The sequence below is a fragment of the Ancylobacter polymorphus genome, from assembly GCF_030813495.1.
Lineage (GTDB): Bacteria > Pseudomonadota > Alphaproteobacteria > Rhizobiales > Xanthobacteraceae > Ancylobacter > Ancylobacter polymorphus.
On record NZ_JAUSUI010000001.1, the window covers coordinates 566990 to 583019 of the forward strand.

Genomic DNA, 16030 nt, shown 5'->3' on the forward strand with positions numbered 1-16030 from the left:
AGGTTGAGTATAGCCGGCCTCATACTCTGAATTGCACGCCGGCCGTTGCGGGCATGGAACGGCACGCCACAGCCAGCGGCAATCGGGAATCAGAATTGTAGGTAGCGCTGACCGGGGCCCCGCGTGCCGATGGAGGCGTCTCGCAGGCGCCGGCGAGGCGGCGTTACGCCATCTCGACCATTTCGACACCGGGTACCGCCTTCAGAGCGCCGGCGATCTGCGGCGACAGGCTGAAGCGGCCGGGGAGCTTGACCTCGACTTCGGTGTCGCCGCGCTCACCCAGCAGAAGCACCAGCGACACCTCGCCGTCGCCCCGCGCGCCGCCGAGCGACCCGAGCCGGGTGGCGACGCTTTCCAATGGCTCGGGCGAGCGCAGGAAGACGCGCATGCCCTTCTGCATCTTGGAGGCCGCCTGGTCGAGCGGCTCCACGGTCTGGATACGGGCGCGCACATCCTCGCCCTGCAATTCCGCCGACACCTGCAGCAGCAGGGCTTTGCCAGGCTCAAGCAACTCCCGGTACTGTGCCAGCGCTTCGGAGAACAGCACCGCTTCGAACTGCCCGGAAGGGTCGGAAAGGCCGACAATGCCCATCTTGTTGCCGGTCTTGGTGCGGCGCTCCTGCCGGCTCACCACCGTGGCGGCAAGCCGTCCGGCCATGGAGCCGGCCCGCACCGAACGCGTGAAATCGGTCCAACGCTGCACCCGCAGCCGATCCAGCGCCTTGCCGTAATCGTCCAGCGGGTGGCCGGTGAGGAAGAAGCCGATGGCGTCGTATTCGCGCTGGAGCTTCTCCGCCGGCAACCAGGGCGCGGCGCTGGGAATCGGCAGTTCCGCCGCCACCGACGGCCCGCCAAACATGTTGCCCTGCCCCGATGCCACCTCGGCTCCGACCGATGCCGCATGGGCGAGCATGCAGTCGATCGCCGCCGAGGCGCGCGCGCGGTTTTTCTCCAGCGCATCGAAAGCCCCGGCATTGACCAGGCTTTCCATCGTCCGCTTGTTCAGCGCCTTGGCGTTGATGCGCGAGGCAAAGTCGGCGAGGCTGGTGAAAGGGCGCTCGCCCCGCGCCTCGACGATAGCGTCGACCGAGTGCCCACCGACCCCCTTGATCGCCGCCAGCGCATAGAGAATGCGCCCGTCCTTCACGGCGAAGTCGCGCCCGGAGTGATTCACCGAGGGCGGCACGACCTCGATGCCGAGCCGCTGCGATTCCTGGCGGAATTCCGCGAGCTTGTCGGTATTGCCCATGTCGAGCGTCATGGAGGCAGCGAGGAACTCGGTCGGGTAGTTCGCCTTCATATAGGCGGTCTGGTAGGACACCAGCGCATAGGCCGCCGCATGGCTCTTGTTGAAGCCGTAGTCGGCGAATTTGGCGAGCAGGTCGAAGATCTCCGACGCCTTGGCCTTCGGCACGCCCCGCTCCACCGCGCCATCGACGAAGCGCTCGCGCTGCTTGTCCATTTCGGCGCGGATCTTCTTGCCCATGGCGCGGCGCAGTAGATCGGCTTCGCCCAGCGAATAGCCCGAGAGCGTCTGCGCGATCTGCATCACCTGTTCCTGGTAGATGATGACGCCGTAGGTCTCCTTCAGGCTGGCTTCCAGCGCGGGATGTGCATAGGCCGCCTTTTCCTGCCCGTTCTTCACCGCGCAATAGACCGGGATATTGGCCATCGGGCCCGGCCGGTACAGGGCGACGAGGGCGATGATGTCCTCCAGCCGGTCCGGCTTCATGTCGACCAGCGCCCGCCGCATGCCGGCGCTTTCCACCTGGAACACGCCGACCGTCTCGCCGCGCGTCAGCATGTCGTAAGTCTTTTTATCGTCGAGCGGAATCGTCGACAGATCGAGCGTAATTCCCCGCTGGGCGACGAGGCGCACGGCGGTTTGCAGGACGGTGAGGGTTTTGAGGCCGAGAAAGTCGAACTTCACCAGCCCTGCCTGCTCGACCCATTTCATATTGTACTGGGTGACGGGCATGTCCGAGCGCGGGTCTCGGTAGAGCGGCACCAGTCGCGCCAGCGGCCGGTCGCCGATGACGATGCCGGCGGCATGCGTCGAAGCGTGGCGGTTGAGCCCTTCCAGCCGGGTGGCGATGTCGAAGGCGCGCTTGACCACCGGGTTGGCGTCGCTTTCGCCCTGCAGGCGGGGCTCGTCGCTGATCGCCTGCTTCAGCGTCACCGGATTGGCCGGATTCTGCGGCACCAGCTTGCACAGCTTGTCGACCTGGCCATAGGGCATTTCCAGCACCCGGCCGACATCGCGCAGCACGCCACGCGCCTGCAACGTGCCGAAGGTGATGATCTGCGCCACCTGATCGCGGCCGTAGCGCTGCTGGACATAGCGGATGACCTCGTCGCGACGCTCCTGGCAGAAATCGATGTCGAAGTCGGGCATCGACACGCGTTCGGGATTGAGGAAGCGTTCGAACAGCAGGCCGAAGCGCAGCGGGTCGAGATCGGTGATGGTCAGCGAATAGGCCACCAGCGAACCCGCGCCCGAACCGCGGCCCGGGCCGACCGGAATGCCCTGCGCCTTGGCCCATTTGATGAAGTCCGACACGATGAGGAAATAGCCGGGGAACTTCATCCGCTCGATGATGCCGAGTTCGAAGGCCAGCCGCGCGTCATAGTCCGCGACCGTCAGACCTTCCGTCGGCCCGTGGATCGCCAGACGGTTGCGCAGCCCTTCTTCAGCCTGCAGCCGCAGCTCCTCCGCCTCGTCGCGGTCGAGCGTGAAGCGCGGCAGGATGGGCTTCACCGTGCGCGGGCGATAGGCGCAGCGCTGGGCGATTTCCACCGTGTTGGCAAGGGCTTCCGGGAGATCGGCGAACAGGTCAGCCATTTCCGCGCGGGTGCGGAACCGGTGCTCCGGCGTCAATTGGCGACGGTCCGGTTCGGCCACGAGACGGCCTTCGGCGATGCAGATGAGGGCGTCGTGGGCCTCGTAGTCGTCCTGGGCGGCGAAAAACGGCTCGTTGGTCGCCACCAGCGGCAGATCGAGGCGGTAGGCGAGTTCGATCAGCGAGGGCTCGACCCGGCGCTCCTCGGCGACGCCATGGCGTTGAATTTCCACGTAAAGCCGGTCGCCGAACAGGCTGTGTAGCGTCGCCAGCCGCTGCTCCGCATGGTCGGCGCTGCCGGCCGCCAGCGCGCGGTCGATGGGGCCGAAGGGACCGCCAGTGAGAGCGATGAGACCGGCGGCGCGGCCTTCCAGCCAGTCCGCCTTGATGTGGGGCGCGCCATCGGAGGCGGTGTCGAGGAAGGAGCGCGACACCAGCTCCATGAGGTTCTTCCACCCCTCCTCGTTCATGGCGAGCAGGACGATGCGCGGGCGCTCCTGTCCGGCGGGACCGCGCGGGGCCGCGCCGGGAAAATCCACCGCCACGGCGCAGCCGAGAATCGGCTGGATGCCGGCGCCGGCCATCTTTTCCGAGAATTCCAGCGCGCCGAACAGATTGCCGGTGTCGGTGAGGGCGATGGCGGGCTGGCGGTCCTTCTTGGCGAGATCGGCGAGCTTGCCGATGCTCAGCGCACCTTCCAGCAGGGAGAAGGAGGAATGAACATGCAGATGCACGAACCCGACATCAGCCTGCGCCATCTCACATCCCTCCTGCGACTCGAAACTCCCCATGGTGAGCATCGCCGCCGGCGGCGTCCACCCTTGCGGGCGGCTCCTCCCCGCTGTCCTCAGGCGGAACCGGGTAATCGCGCCTCAAACCCCGGTGATCACCCCGGCCCAAAGGCCGATCATGGCGACGAACAGTGCAATGGACGCGAGAGCGGCGGCTTCCTGAACGAGAACGCGGATCATGTCGACCTCCCTGGAACATAGAGAGAACATGACTCCCGCAATCCACATGATCAAGCCATGTTCTACTTTCGTTCCAGTTCATGGTTGACGAAACGAAAACGCCTCCAGCCGCCTCGCACGAATCGCCCAGCGCGCGGAAAGGCGCCAGACCAGCACCAAGCCACCATCCTTCGAGGCCCGGCGCCGCCGGGCACCTCGGGATGACGTTGCGCGCTTGTAGTTCGTCCGCCTCAGGCGAGTTCCACCACCTGCCCCTCGCGCAGCGTCACCCGCCGGTGCATGCGGTCGGCAAGGTCGAGATTATGGGTGGCGATGACCGCCGCCAAGCCCGTCGCCTCCACCAGCTGCGACAGCGCATGGAACACATGGTCGGCGGTGTGCGGGTCGAGATTGCCGGTCGGCTCGTCGGCCAGCAGCACGCGCGGGGCGTTGGCGACGGCGCGGGCGATGGCGACGCGCTGCTGCTCGCCGCCGGAAAGTTCGCCCGGCCGGTGTTCCAGCCGCTTGCCGAGGCCGAGATAGCTCAAGAGTTCCTTCGCCCGCTGCGCGGCCTCCCGGCGCGGCAGGCCGCGGATCATCTGCGGCAGCATCACATTCTCCTGCGCCGAGAATTCGGGCAGCAGATGGTGGAACTGGTAGACGAAGCCGACATCGACGCGGCGGATACGGGTGCGCTCGGCATCCGACAGGCCGGCGGTGCCGGTGTCGCCGATGAACACCTCGCCCGCGTCCTGATGCTCCAGCAGACCGGCGATATGCAGCAGCGTGGACTTGCCGGTGCCGGACGGAGCCACCAGCGCCACGGACTGGCCTTCCATCACGGTGAAATTGGCGCCGCGCAGAATCTCCAGCGTGCCCTCGCCCTGGGCATAGCGGCGTTCGATGCTCTCGAGCCGCAGCGCGGCCTTGGGGTGAGCGGTCGACATGGCGCCCTCCTATTCGTAGCGCAGCGCTTCCACCGGATCGAGGCGCGCAGCGCGCCAGGACGGGTAGAGCGGAGCGAGAAGGGACAGGATGAGCGCCATCAGCACCACGGTGGCTGTTTCCCCCGCGTTCAGCTCGGCCGGCAGGCGGCTGAGATAATAGAGTTCTGGCGAGAACAGCTCGGTTGAGGTCAGCCAGGAGATGAACTGGCGGATCTCCTCGACATTCAGGCAGACGATGAGCCCAAGCAAAAACCCCGCCAGCGTGCCGACCACGCCGATGGCGGCGCCGGTGACGAGGAAGATGCGCATGATCGCCCCGCTGGTGGCGCCCATGGTGCGCAATATGCCGATGTCGCGCCCCTTGTCCTTCACCAGCATGTTGAGGCCGGAGACGATGTTGAAGGCGGCCACCACAACGATCAGGGTGAGGATCAGGAACATCACGTTCCGCTCCACCTGCAGCGCGTTGAAGAAGGTGGCGTTCCGCTGCTTCCAGTCGACGATGTAGATCGGCCGTTCCACCGCCTCCTGCAGCAAGGGTCGGTAGCGGTCCACATCGTCGGGCTTGTCGATATAGACCTCGATGGCGGTCACATCGCCATCCCTGTTGAAATAGGCCTGACTCTCCGCCAGCGGCATGAACACGAAGGCGCTGTCATATTCCGACATGCCGATCTCGAACACCGCCGCGATCTTGTAGACTTTGATCCGCGGCGTGGTTCCCATGGGCGTCACCGCCCCGCGCGGGGCGACCAGGGTGAGATTGTCGCCGGCCTGCAGCGAGAGCTGCTTGGCGAGGCCCGCACCGATGGCGACGCCCGATCCCTCGTCGAAGCCTTCCAGCGTCCCGGCCTTGATATTGGAACCGATGGCCGGCAGCGCCCGCAGGCTGGCCTCGGAGAGGCCGCGCACCAGCACGCCGCCCGCCCCAAAGGCGGAGGAGGCCAGCGCCTGCCCTTCCACCAGCGGCACGGCGAGCTTGACCCCCGGAACGCCGGCAATGCGCTTGGCGACTTCCTCATAGTCGGTCAGCGGCCCGCCGGCCGACTGCACCAGCATATGGCCGTTCAATCCGAGGATCTTCGACAGCAGCTCGGTGCGGAAGCCGTTCATGACCGCCATGACGATGATGAGCGTCGCCACGCCGAGCATGATGCCGAGGAAGGAGAAGCCGGCGATGACCGAGATGAAGCCTTCCTTGCGGCGCGCGCGCAGATAGCGCAGCGACAGCATCCATTCGAAGGCGCTGAACGGCCTGGAGCCCGTGGGCTCCGCGCCGGCACTCGCCGGCGCGGTCTTCGCTGCCTTGGTCCGACGCGCTGCGCTCTTGGCCGCCATGCCTGCTCCGCCCCTCGCCCGGCCTTGATCGGCCGGCGCGCGCCCCCAACTCAACCGATGATCCGCTCCAGCGCCGCCGGGATGGTCAGCGTCTCGCGCGAACCATCCGCCCGCCGCTTCAGCTCCACCGTACCGGCCGCCAGGCCCTTGGGCCCGACGATGATCTGCCAGGGAAGGCCGATCAGGTCGGCGGTGGCGAATTTCGAGCCGGGCCGCTCCGCCGTGTCGTCATAGAGCACATCGACGCCGCGCGCGGTCAGCTCGGCATAGATCGCCTCGCAGGCCTCGTCCGTCGCCGCATCACCGACCTTGAGGTTCAAGAGCCCGACGCGGAACGGCGCGATCGCCTCCGGCCAGATGATGCCGTTCTCGTCATGCGACGCCTCGATGATGGCGGCGACGAGACGGGACGGCCCGATGCCGTAGGAGCCCATATGCACGGGTGTCTCCACGCCATCGGGGCCCGTCACCTTGGCGCCCATCGGCTCGGAATATTTGGTGCCGAAATAGAAGATGTGACCCACCTCGATGCCACGCGCCGAAACCCGCTGTTCCTCGGGAATCGCCGCGAAGGCCTCTTCGTCATGCTTCTCTTCCGTGGCCGCATAAAGGCTGGTCCAGCGGTTCACGATGTCTTGCAGGCCGGCGGGATCGCGGAAGTCGACGCCCGCCTCCGGCGTGGCCATGTCGAGATAGTCGGCATGGCAGAACACCTGACTCTCGCCGGTCGAGGCGAGGATGATGAACTCGTGGCTGTGATTGCCGCCGATCGGGCCGGTGTCGGCCACCATGGGAATCGCCTTCAGTCCCAGCCGGGCAAAAGTCCGCAGATAGGCGACGAACATGCGGTTATAGGCGACGACCGCATTCTCGAAGTCGAGGTCGATCGAATAGGCGTCCTTCATCAGGAATTCGCGCGAACGCATGACGCCGAAGCGCGGGCGCACCTCGTCACGGAACTTCCACTGGATGTGATAGAGGTTCAGCGGCAAGTCCTTGTAGGACTTGACATAGGCGCGGACGATCTCGGTGAGCATCTCCTCATTTGTCGGCCCGTAGAGCATGTCGCGCTCGTGCCGGTCCTTGATGCGGAGCATCTCCTTGCCATAGTCGTCATAACGCCCGCTTTCGCGCCAGAGATCGGCCGACTGGATGGTCGGCATCATGATCTCGATGGCGCCGGAACGGTTCTGCTCCTCGCGGATGATGTTGCAGATCTTGTCGAGCACGCGCTTGCCCAGCGGCAGCCACGCATAGATGCCGGCGCTCTCCTGCCGGATCATGCCGGCGCGCAGCATGAAGCGGTGCGAGACGATTTCCGCTTCCTTCGGGACTTCGCGGAGGATGGGAAGGAAGTAGCGGGACAGGCGCATCAGCGGAAACTCACGATTCGGCCGGGATCGGCTGCGTGGCGGCGATGGCGGAGTGAAACCGGATCGCCTCACAAAACACAAGCCCTTGCCCCATTGGCGCGGGCGAATGGCGCAAAGACTGCCTCAACTTAAGGCTTGCTGCCCGATCTGCGCCCATTTTTGTTGCAACGCACCATACTCGTATTGCGACGCAAGGATGACAAGGTTCTAATTTTTGCTAGAGTGCCGGCCTCTAGAAAGAGGTCCGCTGAACGCTTTGAGAAGCGTGCTGATCGGTCCAGGTCTCGGGAGGAATGACGGCTAAGAAAGCCCCCTGGCAGACGTCGAAACGGCGCGGAATCAGGTGCGGGCGGCCAAACAAGGAAGGCGGGACTTCGGTCCCGCCTCTTTTTTTGCCTTTTTGCCGGAAGGGCGCCGCCTATTTGGCCTGATAGAGCGGGAACGGCATGGGCAGCATGTCGGAGTTCAGCCGGTCCGTCTCCACCAGCCAGGCGAAGATCAGCACGAGGACGGCGGAGATCACCGTCGTCGCCAGCGCCTTGCGCAGCAGCATCGGCTGTTGCGGCGCGCCCGGCTCGGTGCCGTCCTCGACCGCGCCGTCCTCATGCTGGGAGCGCACGCCGAAGGGCAGGACAGCGAAGATCACCACCCACCAGACGATGAAATAGATCGCGATATAGGTGCCGACGCCCATTGTGCCGCCTTACGCCTGTTCCAGCTCGACCAGCGTGCCGAGAAAATCCTTGGGGTGGAGAAACAGCACCGGCTTGCCATGCGCGCCGAGCCGCGGCTCGCCCGAACCCAGCACCCGCGCGCCCGCCGCCAGCAGGTGGTCGCGGGCGGCGAGGATGTCCTCGACCTCGTAGCAGAGATGATGAATGCCGCCTTCCGGATTGCGTTCGAGGAACTTCGCGATGGGCGAGTTCTCCCCGAGCGCGCCGAGCAGCTCCACCTTGGTGTTGGGCAGGGTGACGAACACCGTGTTCACCCCATGCTCCGGCTGCGGTGTGACGCCGGACACCTCGCCGCCCAGCGTGTCGCGATAGGTAGCGATCGCCGCCTCAAGATCCGGCACGGCGATGGCGACGTGGTTCAGACGGCCGATCATGCAAGTCCCCTCCACGCTCCGCCGGGCGGACGCGCCGGCACCGGGGATACGCTGGCGGCACGGGAAAGGCTCACCTCCCGCGCCCGCCGGCTCCCGGCCCGCCTGTCATACCGTGATGACAAGCACATGGCAGAGCGGCTTCTTGCCCCAGGCGGCGTTGATCTGGGCGCGCACCGCCCGCGTCACCGATTCCGCGACCGCGTCCGGGTCGCGCCGGCGCGGCTTGGGCAGGCCGTCGAGGCAGTTCAGCACGGCGTCCTCCACCACCTCGTCGAGCGGCGTGCCGCCAATGCCGAGGCGCGGCAGGCCGGAGAGGTCGATCATGGGATCGCCGACCACCTCGCCCTTGGACGACATGGCGATGGCGACCGAGACCAGCCCGCTGAAGGACAGCCGCCGGCGCTCGGAAATCGCCGGGTCCTCGGCGCCGACCAGCACCTGTCCGTCCTTGTAGAGCCGGCCGGAGGGAATCTCCTCGATCACCTCCGCCCCGACCGAGGGATCGGCGCTGATGAGCCGCACCACATCGCCATCGACCAGCCGGATCACCTCGCGCACCCCCATGCGGCGGGCGAGCTCAGCGTGCTCGGACAGATGCAGCGGCTCACCATGCACCGGCACCGCCACCTGTGGGCGCAGCCATTGGTACATCTGCTCCAGCTCACCCCGGCGCGGATGGCCGGACACATGCACCAGCCCGTCGCGATCGGTAATGACCTTGATGCCCTGCAGCACCAGCGCGTTGATGATGCGGTTCACCGCCCGCTCATTGCCGGGAATGGTGCGCGAAGAGAAGATCACATGGTCGCCCGGCGACAGGGCGATGTCGGGATGGTCGTCATCGGCGATGCGCGCCAGCGCCGCGCGCGGTTCGCCCTGGCTGCCGGTAAGGATGGCGACAACCTTGTCGCGCGGCAGGAAGCCATAGGCATCGACGGGACGGAAGGGCGGCAGCCCGTCGAGCATGTGCTGCTCGCGCGCCACGCCGATCACCCGTTCCATCGCCCGCCCGACCAGCACCACCTCGCGCCCGGCCTTCACCGCCGCCTCGGCGATGGAGCGGATGCGGGCCACATTCGAAGCGAAGGTCGTCACCGCCACACGGTGCGGGGCGGCGGCGATCAGATCGTGCAGCGCGGCCTGTACATCCACTTCCGAGGGCGAGATGCCGTCGCGAATGGCATTGGTGGAATCGCAGATGATCGCCCGCACGCCCTCATCGCCCAGCGCGGTGAAGCGCGCGGGATCGGTGACATTGCCGACAACCGGGGTCGGGTCGATCTTCCAGTCGCCCGTGTGCACCACCAGCCCGAGTGGGGTGCGGATGGCCAGCGAATGGCTGTCGGGAATGGAGTGCGCGACCGGCACGAATTCCACGTCGAACGGGCCGATCTTCGTCCGCCCGCCCGTGGGCACGATGTGGAAGGGAATCTTCGGCGCACCCGGCTCGCCGAGGCGCCGCGCCTCCGCCAGCGCGTGGGTGAAGGGCGTGGTGTAAACGGTGCAGCCGAGGCGCGGCCACAGATCCACCAGCGCGCCGATATGGTCCTCGTGCCCGTGGGTGATAACGAGGCCGGCGAGGTTGCCGGCATCCGCCTCACGTTCGAGGAAGCCGACATCGGGCATGATGATGTCGATGCCCGGCACTTCCGGCGGCGCGAAGGAGATGCCGAGATCGACCGCGAGCCATTTGCGCCGGTTGCGTGGCCCCAGACCATACAGCCCGAGATTCATACCGATCTCGCCGACCCCACCAAGGGGGGCGAAGACCAGTTCGTCCGGCCACTTGCTCACATTCCTGCCTTTCACACTGGCGCGGCAGGCGTGGGAAACACGTCGCCGGCGCTGATCGTCTCGCGCACACCGTCACTGCGGCGCAGCACCATGGCGCCCGAAAAATCGAGTGCCTCGAATACTCCCGCAACCTCCCGGCTGCCAAGCCGGGCCGTCATCGCCTTGCCGAGGCCGCTGGCGCGGCGCAGCCAAGCGTCGCGGGTCGCGGCGAAGCCGGCGCCGCGCGCCCATTCCGCCAGCCGGGCCGCCATCGCCGCATCGAGCGCGGCGAACAGTGCCGGCGGATCGGTGGGATAGCCGGCGGCAGCAAGGTCCGTTGTGGGATAGGGCGTGTCGGCGGGATGGTGCGCGCAATTGACACCGAAGCCAATCACCGTCGCGGCCCGCCCGCCGGGCGCCACCGTGCCCTCTAGCAGGATTCCGGCCAGCTTGGCGCCGTCGATCATCACGTCATTGGGCCATTTGAGCCCGATGCGCAGCGGGTCGATGCCGGTAACGGCGCGCACGGCATCATAGAGCGCGAGGGCGGCGACGAAGCAGAGTTCCGGCTGACGGGCCGCCGGAGCGGCATCCACCAGGAGCAGCGAGGCGTAGAGATTTCCGGGCTCGGACGCCCAGGGCCGGCCGCGCCGTCCGCGTCCGCCGGTCTGCCGCCCGGCGACGAACCAGCAGGGCGCCGCGCCGCCCACCTGGGCAAGCGCGGCCTCATTTGTCGAACCGACCGTATCGAAACGGACGACCGGCGTCGCGACCGGCGTGGGCGCCATTCTCAGAAGAGCGCCCGGGCCGCCGCCGCCGCCGCCGCGATGAGCGGCGCGGGATAGACGAAGAACAGCAGGGTGAAGGTGCCGGAAATGGCGAGCACCACCCGCGGTTCCGAGCGCATGGGCTCGAAGGCCGCCGCCGGCTCGTCGAAATACATGATCTTGACGATGCGCAGATAATAGAACGCGCCGACCACGCTGGTGAGCACGCCGATGACGGCGAGCGTGTACAGCCCGGCCTCGATCGCCGCCAGGAACACGTAGTACTTGGCGAGGAAGCCGGCGAGCGGGGGAATGCCGGCGAGCGAGAACATCAGCACCGCCAGCATGAACGCCTTCACCGGGCTGGTGCGGGCGAGGCCGGCGAGCTCGTCATAGCTCTCGACCATGCCGTCCTTGCGCCGCATCGACAGGATGCAGGCGAAGGTGCCGAGCGTCATGACGAGATAGACCGCCATATAGACCAGCACGCCCTGCACGCCCTGCTGCGTGCCGGCGGCGAGGCCGACCAGCGCGAAGCCCATATGGCCGATGGAGGAATAGGCCATCAGGCGCTTGAAGTTGCGCTGGCCGATGGCGGCGAAGGAGCCGAGCGCCATCGAGGCGATGGAGACGAAGACGATGATCTGCTGCCACTGATGCGCGACGTTGGGCAGCGCCTCCATGGCGAAGCGCACGAACACCGCCATCGCCGCCACCTTCGGCGCCGAGGCGAAGAAGGCGGTGACGGGCGCCGGCGCGCCCTCGTACACGTCGGGCGTCCACATGTGGAACGGCACGGCCGAAACCTTGAAGCAGAGGCCGGCGAAGGTGAACACGATGCCGAAGATCAGCCCGAGCGAAGGCTCGCGCGCCGCCTGCGCAATCTGGGCGAAGTTCACCGAGCCGGTGAAGCCATAGATCAGCGAGGCACCGTAGAGCAGCATGCCGGAGGAGAGCGCGCCAAGCACGAAGTACTTCAGGCCGGCCTCGGTGGAGCGCACGGAATCGCGGTTATTGGCGGCGATCACGTAGAGCGCGAGACTCATCATTTCGAGCCCCATATAGAGCGCGATGAGATCGCCGGCCGAGATCAGCACCATCATGCCGAGGGTCGAGAGCAACACCAGAACCGGATATTCGAAGCGGTCCTGCTTCTCGATCTTCAGCCAGTCCACCGACATGGCCAGCGTTCCGCCGGCACCGATCAGCGCCAGCACCTTCATGAAGCGGCCGAAAGCGTCGACCTGGAAGGCGCCGTTGAACAGCGTCGCCTCGGCGGGGCCGATGAGCACCAGCACCAGCGCGCCAAACAGGGCGGCGAGCGCCAGCCCGTTCACCGTGTCGGTCGACTTCGGCCCGGCGAAGGCACCGAGCATGAGCAGCGCCAGCGCGGAGAGCGCCAGCAGCAGTTCGGGCAGCGCGGGGCCGAGCGCGGCGAGGGAGAGGGTCATTGGACGGGCTCCGCGATGGTCATGGGTCGGATCAAGGCAGCACCAGCGCGGCGGCCTTGACGGCGCCGACGGCGATGTCGGCGCGGGCAACGATCGCGTTCACCGCGACATTGCAGGCGTCGAGGATCGGCTGCGGCCAGACGCCGAACAGGATGGTGAAGAACAGCAGCGGCACGAGCGAGGCCATCTCGCGTGCGTTCACGTCGCCGAGCCCCTTCAGGCTGTCCTTTTCCAGCGGACCGAAGATGATCCGGCGGTAGAGCCACAGCGCATAGGCCGCCGAGAGGATCACGCCGGTGGTGGCGAAGAAGGCGACCCAGGTGTTGCGGCCGAAAGTGGCGAGCAGCGTGAGGAACTCACCGATGAAGCCCGACGTGCCCGGCAGGCCGACATTGGCCATGGTGAACACCATGAACAGCGTGGCGTAGATCGGCATGCGGAAGACGAGGCCGCCATAGGCGGAAATCTCGCGTGTGTGCATGCGGTCATAGACCACGCCGACGCACAGGAACAGCGCGCCCGAGACGAAGCCGTGGCTGACCATCTGGAACACCGCGCCCTGGATGCCTTCCTGGGTCAGGGTGAAGATGCCCATCGTCACATAGCCCATATGGGCGACGGAGGAGTAGGCGATCAGCTTCTTCATGTCCTCCTGCATCAGGGCGACCAGCGAGGTGTAGACGATCGCGATCACCGAGAGCGTGAAGACGAAGGGCGCGAAATAGGCCGACGCCTCCGGGAACATCGGCAGGGAGAAGCGCAGCAGGCCGTAGCCGCCCATCTTCAGCAGGATGCCCGCCAGAATGACCGAGCCGGCGGTCGGCGCCTCGACATGCGCGTCCGGCAGCCAGGTGTGCACCGGCCACATCGGCATCTTCACCGCGAAGGAGGCGAAGAAGGCGAGCCACAGCCAGTGCTGCATCCCCGAGGGGAAGTTGAAGGTCAGCAGCTGGGTGATGTCGGTGGTGCCGGCCTGCCAGTACATGGCCATGATGGCGAGCATCATCAGCACCGAACCGGCGAGCGTGTAGAGGAAGAACTTGAACGTCGCGTAGATGCGCCGCTTGCCGCCCCAAATGCCGATGATGAGGAACATCGGGATCAGGCCGCCTTCGAAGAAGAAGTAGAACTGCAGCAGGTCCAGCGCCGCGAAGGTGCCGATCATCAGCGTTTCGAGCACCAGGAAGCAGATCATGTACTCCTTCACGCGGTGCTGGATCGATTCCCAGCTCGCCAGGATGCACATCGGCATCAGCAGCGTGGTCAGCACGATGAAGGGCAGCGAAATGCCGTCCACGCCCATGCGGTAGGCGGCGACATCGCCGAGCCAGGGCTGGTATTCGGTGAACTGGAAGTCCGGGTTCGACGCATCGAAGCCGACCAGCAGCAGCAGCGAGATGACGAAGGTGACGAGGGTCGCCCACAGCGCCACCCAGCGGGCGTTGCGCTTGGCGACCTCATCGTCGCCGCGGATCATCAGGACGATCAGCAGCGCGCCGACGAGCGGCAGGAAGGTGACGACGGAGAGAATGGGCCACTCATACATCAGTGCGCACCCCCGAACATGAACCAGGTGATGAGGGCCGCGACGCCCACCAGCATCACGAACGCATAGTGGTAGAGATAGCCGGTCTGCAGCCGCACGACGCGGTTGGTCACGTCGATGACACGGGCCGAGACGCCGTTCGGGCCGTAACCGTCGATGACCCGCATGTCGCCCTGCTTCCACAGGAAGCGGCCGAGCCACATGGTCGGGCGGACGAACAGGAAGTCATACAGCTCGTCGAAATACCACTTGTTGAGCAGGAAGCGGTACAGAACGTCGTTCTGCTTGGCGAGCGCCTTCGGCACGGCGGTGTTGGCGATGTACATCCAGTAAGCGACGGCGAATCCGAGCGCCATCATCACCGTCGGGGCCCACTTCGCCCAGCCGGGAATGTGATGCATCTCTTCCAGTATCTTGTTGTCCGACGCCATGAAGATCGACTCCCGGAAGAAGTGATCGACATCGTGTCCGACGAAGTACGGGTAGAGGATCATGCCGGCGAACAGCGCCCCAAGCGAGAGCACGCCGAGCGGGATCAGCATGGTCAGCGGCGATTCATGCGCGTGGTCGAACGTGTGGTGGTCCGCGCGCGTCTTGCCGTGGAAGGTCATGAACATCTGCCGCCAGGTGTAGAAGGCGGTGAGCGCCGCCGCCGCGACCGTCATCACCCAGGCATAGGTGGCGGCGGGACTGTGGCTGACGAAGGCGGTCTCGATGATCGCGTCCTTGGAGAAATAGCCGGCGGTGAAGGGGAAGCCCGTCAGCGCCAGGCCACCGATCATCATGGTGGCGTAGGTGAAGGGAATCTTCCGCCACAGGCCGCCCATGTGGCGCATGTCCTGCTCATGGTGCATCGCATGGATGACCGAACCGGCGGCAAGGAACAGCAGCGCCTTGAAGAAGCCGTGGGTGAGCAGGTGGAACACGCCGACGGAATAGGCGCCGGTGCCGAGGGCGACGAACATGTAGCCGAGCTGCGAGCAGGTGGAATAGGCGATCACCCGCTTGATGTCGTTCTGCACGCAGCCGACCGTCGCCGCGAAGAAGGCGGTGGAGGCGCCGACGAACAGCACCACATTCAGCGCCGTATCCGACAGCTCGAACAGCGGCGACAGGCGCGCCACCATGAACACGCCGGCCGTCACCATGGTGGCGGCGTGGATGAGCGCCGAGACCGGGGTCGGGCCTTCCATGGCGTCGGGCAGCCAGGTGTGCAGGCCGAGCTGCGCCGACTTGCCCATGGCGCCGATGAACAGCAGCAGGCAGATCACGGTCGGCGCGTGCCACTCATGGCCGAGGAACAGAATGTTCTTGTCCATCAGCGAGGGCGCGGCCGCGAAGACCTGCTCGAAGGCCACCGAGCCGGTCATGAGATAGACGGCGAAGATGCCGAGCGCGAAGCCGAAATCGCCGACACGGTTGACGATGAACGCCTTCATCGCCGCCGCGCAGGCCGACGGCTTGTCGTACCAGAAGCCGATGAGCAGGTAGGAAGCGAGGCCGACGCCCTCCCAGCCGAAGAACAGCTGCACGAGGTTGTCGCTCGTCACCAGCATCAGCATGGCGAAGGTGAACAGCGAGAGATAGGCGAAGAAGCGCGGACGGCTGGGGTCCTCGTGCATGTACCCCATGGAGTAGAGGTGCACGAGCGAGGACACGGTGGTGACCAGGATCAGCATCACCGCGGTCAGCGTGTCGACGCGGATCGCCCAGGTCACGTCGAGCTTGCCCGACGCCATCCAGGTGAACAGCTCCACCGTACCGTCATGACCGCCGAAAGCGGTCTGGAAGAACACGATCCACGCGAAGAAGGCGGAGATCATGAGCAGACCGGTCGTCACCAGCTCCGAGGCGCGGGCGCCGATCAGCCGGCCGAACAGGCCGGCGATGAGAAAGCCGACGAGGGGAAGAAATACGATCGCCTGGTGCATGAAGCC

The 16030-nt window shown here is 66.1% G+C and carries 11 protein-coding genes; all 11 read right to left on the reverse strand.

The genetic code is table 11. From position 1 onward, the window contains the following. Positions 1–163: 163 nt before the first annotated feature. The 11 genes from dnaE to nuoL all read right to left on the reverse strand — a co-directional run bounded on the left by dnaE (position 164) and on the right by nuoL (position 16024). The gene (gene dnaE, locus J2S75_RS03000; RefSeq protein WP_307018051.1) at positions 164–3598 is read right to left on the reverse strand and encodes a DNA polymerase III subunit alpha; all 3435 of its coding nucleotides are present in this window, start codon (positions 3596–3598) and stop codon (positions 164–166) included. Positions 3599–4041: 443 nt separating this feature from the next. Beyond that, positions 4042–4737, reverse strand: a complete 696-nt coding sequence (locus J2S75_RS03005; protein WP_307018053.1) for an ABC transporter ATP-binding protein — start codon at positions 4735–4737, stop codon at positions 4042–4044. Positions 4738–4746: 9 nt separating this feature from the next. Next, positions 4747–5970 carry a lipoprotein-releasing ABC transporter permease subunit gene (locus J2S75_RS03010; protein WP_370874082.1) on the reverse strand — a complete coding sequence of 408 codons (1224 nt, stop codon included), beginning with the start codon at positions 5968–5970 and terminating at the stop codon, positions 4747–4749. Positions 5971–6125: 155 nt separating this feature from the next. Beyond that, positions 6126–7448, reverse strand: a complete 1323-nt coding sequence (gene proS, locus J2S75_RS03015; RefSeq protein ID WP_307018056.1) for a proline--tRNA ligase — start codon at positions 7446–7448, stop codon at positions 6126–6128. A 418-nt stretch (positions 7449–7866) separates the two neighbouring features. After that, complete coding sequence (locus J2S75_RS03020; RefSeq protein WP_307018058.1) at positions 7867–8142, reverse strand: DUF1467 family protein; 276 nt, start codon at positions 8140–8142, stop codon at positions 7867–7869. Positions 8143–8151: 9 nt separating this feature from the next. Next, positions 8152–8556 carry a methylmalonyl-CoA epimerase gene (gene mce / locus J2S75_RS03025; protein ID WP_307018060.1) on the reverse strand — a complete coding sequence of 135 codons (405 nt, stop codon included), beginning with the start codon at positions 8554–8556 and terminating at the stop codon, positions 8152–8154. A 105-nt stretch (positions 8557–8661) separates the two neighbouring features. After that, on the reverse strand, positions 8662–10290 hold the full coding sequence (locus J2S75_RS03030; RefSeq protein ID WP_370874083.1) for a ribonuclease J: 1629 nt from the start codon (positions 10288–10290) through the stop codon (positions 8662–8664). A 71-nt stretch (positions 10291–10361) separates the two neighbouring features. Continuing rightward, the gene (locus tag J2S75_RS03035; RefSeq protein ID WP_307018064.1) at positions 10362–11117 is read right to left on the reverse strand and encodes a biotin--[acetyl-CoA-carboxylase] ligase; all 756 of its coding nucleotides are present in this window, start codon (positions 11115–11117) and stop codon (positions 10362–10364) included. A 2-nt stretch (positions 11118–11119) separates the two neighbouring features. Further along, complete coding sequence (nuoN, locus tag J2S75_RS03040; protein ID WP_307018066.1) at positions 11120–12547, reverse strand: NADH-quinone oxidoreductase subunit NuoN; 1428 nt, start codon at positions 12545–12547, stop codon at positions 11120–11122. 31 nt (positions 12548–12578) lie between these two features. Next, positions 12579–14093 carry an NADH-quinone oxidoreductase subunit M gene (locus J2S75_RS03045; RefSeq protein ID WP_307018068.1) on the reverse strand — a complete coding sequence of 505 codons (1515 nt, stop codon included), beginning with the start codon at positions 14091–14093 and terminating at the stop codon, positions 12579–12581. Continuing rightward, positions 14093–16024 carry an NADH-quinone oxidoreductase subunit L gene (gene nuoL, locus J2S75_RS03050; protein WP_307018070.1) on the reverse strand — a complete coding sequence of 644 codons (1932 nt, stop codon included), beginning with the start codon at positions 16022–16024 and terminating at the stop codon, positions 14093–14095. Before nuoL ends, J2S75_RS03045 begins: the two co-directional genes overlap by 1 nt. Positions 16025–16030 lie beyond the last annotated feature (6 nt).

Coding starts and splice junctions, on each gene's coding strand:
- dnaE (WP_307018051.1), bottom strand. CDS start 3,598: ATGGCGCAGGCTGATGTCGGGTTCGTGCATCTGCATGTTCATTCCTCC.
- J2S75_RS03005 (WP_307018053.1), bottom strand. CDS start 4,737: ATGTCGACCGCTCACCCCAAGGCCGCGCTGCGGCTCGAGAGCATCGAA.
- J2S75_RS03010 (WP_370874082.1), bottom strand. CDS start 5,970: ATGCTGTCGCTGCGCTATCTGCGCGCGCGCCGCAAGGAAGGCTTCATC.
- proS (WP_307018056.1), bottom strand. CDS start 7,448: ATGCGCCTGTCCCGCTACTTCCTTCCCATCCTCCGCGAAGTCCCGAAG.
- J2S75_RS03020 (WP_307018058.1), bottom strand. CDS start 8,142: ATGGGCGTCGGCACCTATATCGCGATCTATTTCATCGTCTGGTGGGTG.
- mce (WP_307018060.1), bottom strand. CDS start 8,556: ATGATCGGCCGTCTGAACCACGTCGCCATCGCCGTGCCGGATCTTGAG.
- J2S75_RS03030 (WP_370874083.1), bottom strand. CDS start 10,290: ATGAATCTCGGGCTGTATGGTCTGGGGCCACGCAACCGGCGCAAATGG.
- J2S75_RS03035 (WP_307018064.1), bottom strand. CDS start 11,117: ATGGCGCCCACGCCGGTCGCGACGCCGGTCGTCCGTTTCGATACGGTC.
- nuoN (WP_307018066.1), bottom strand. CDS start 12,547: ATGACCCTCTCCCTCGCCGCGCTCGGCCCCGCGCTGCCCGAACTGCTG.
- J2S75_RS03045 (WP_307018068.1), bottom strand. CDS start 14,093: ATGTATGAGTGGCCCATTCTCTCCGTCGTCACCTTCCTGCCGCTCGTC.
- nuoL (WP_307018070.1), bottom strand. CDS start 16,024: ATGCACCAGGCGATCGTATTTCTTCCCCTCGTCGGCTTTCTCATCGCC.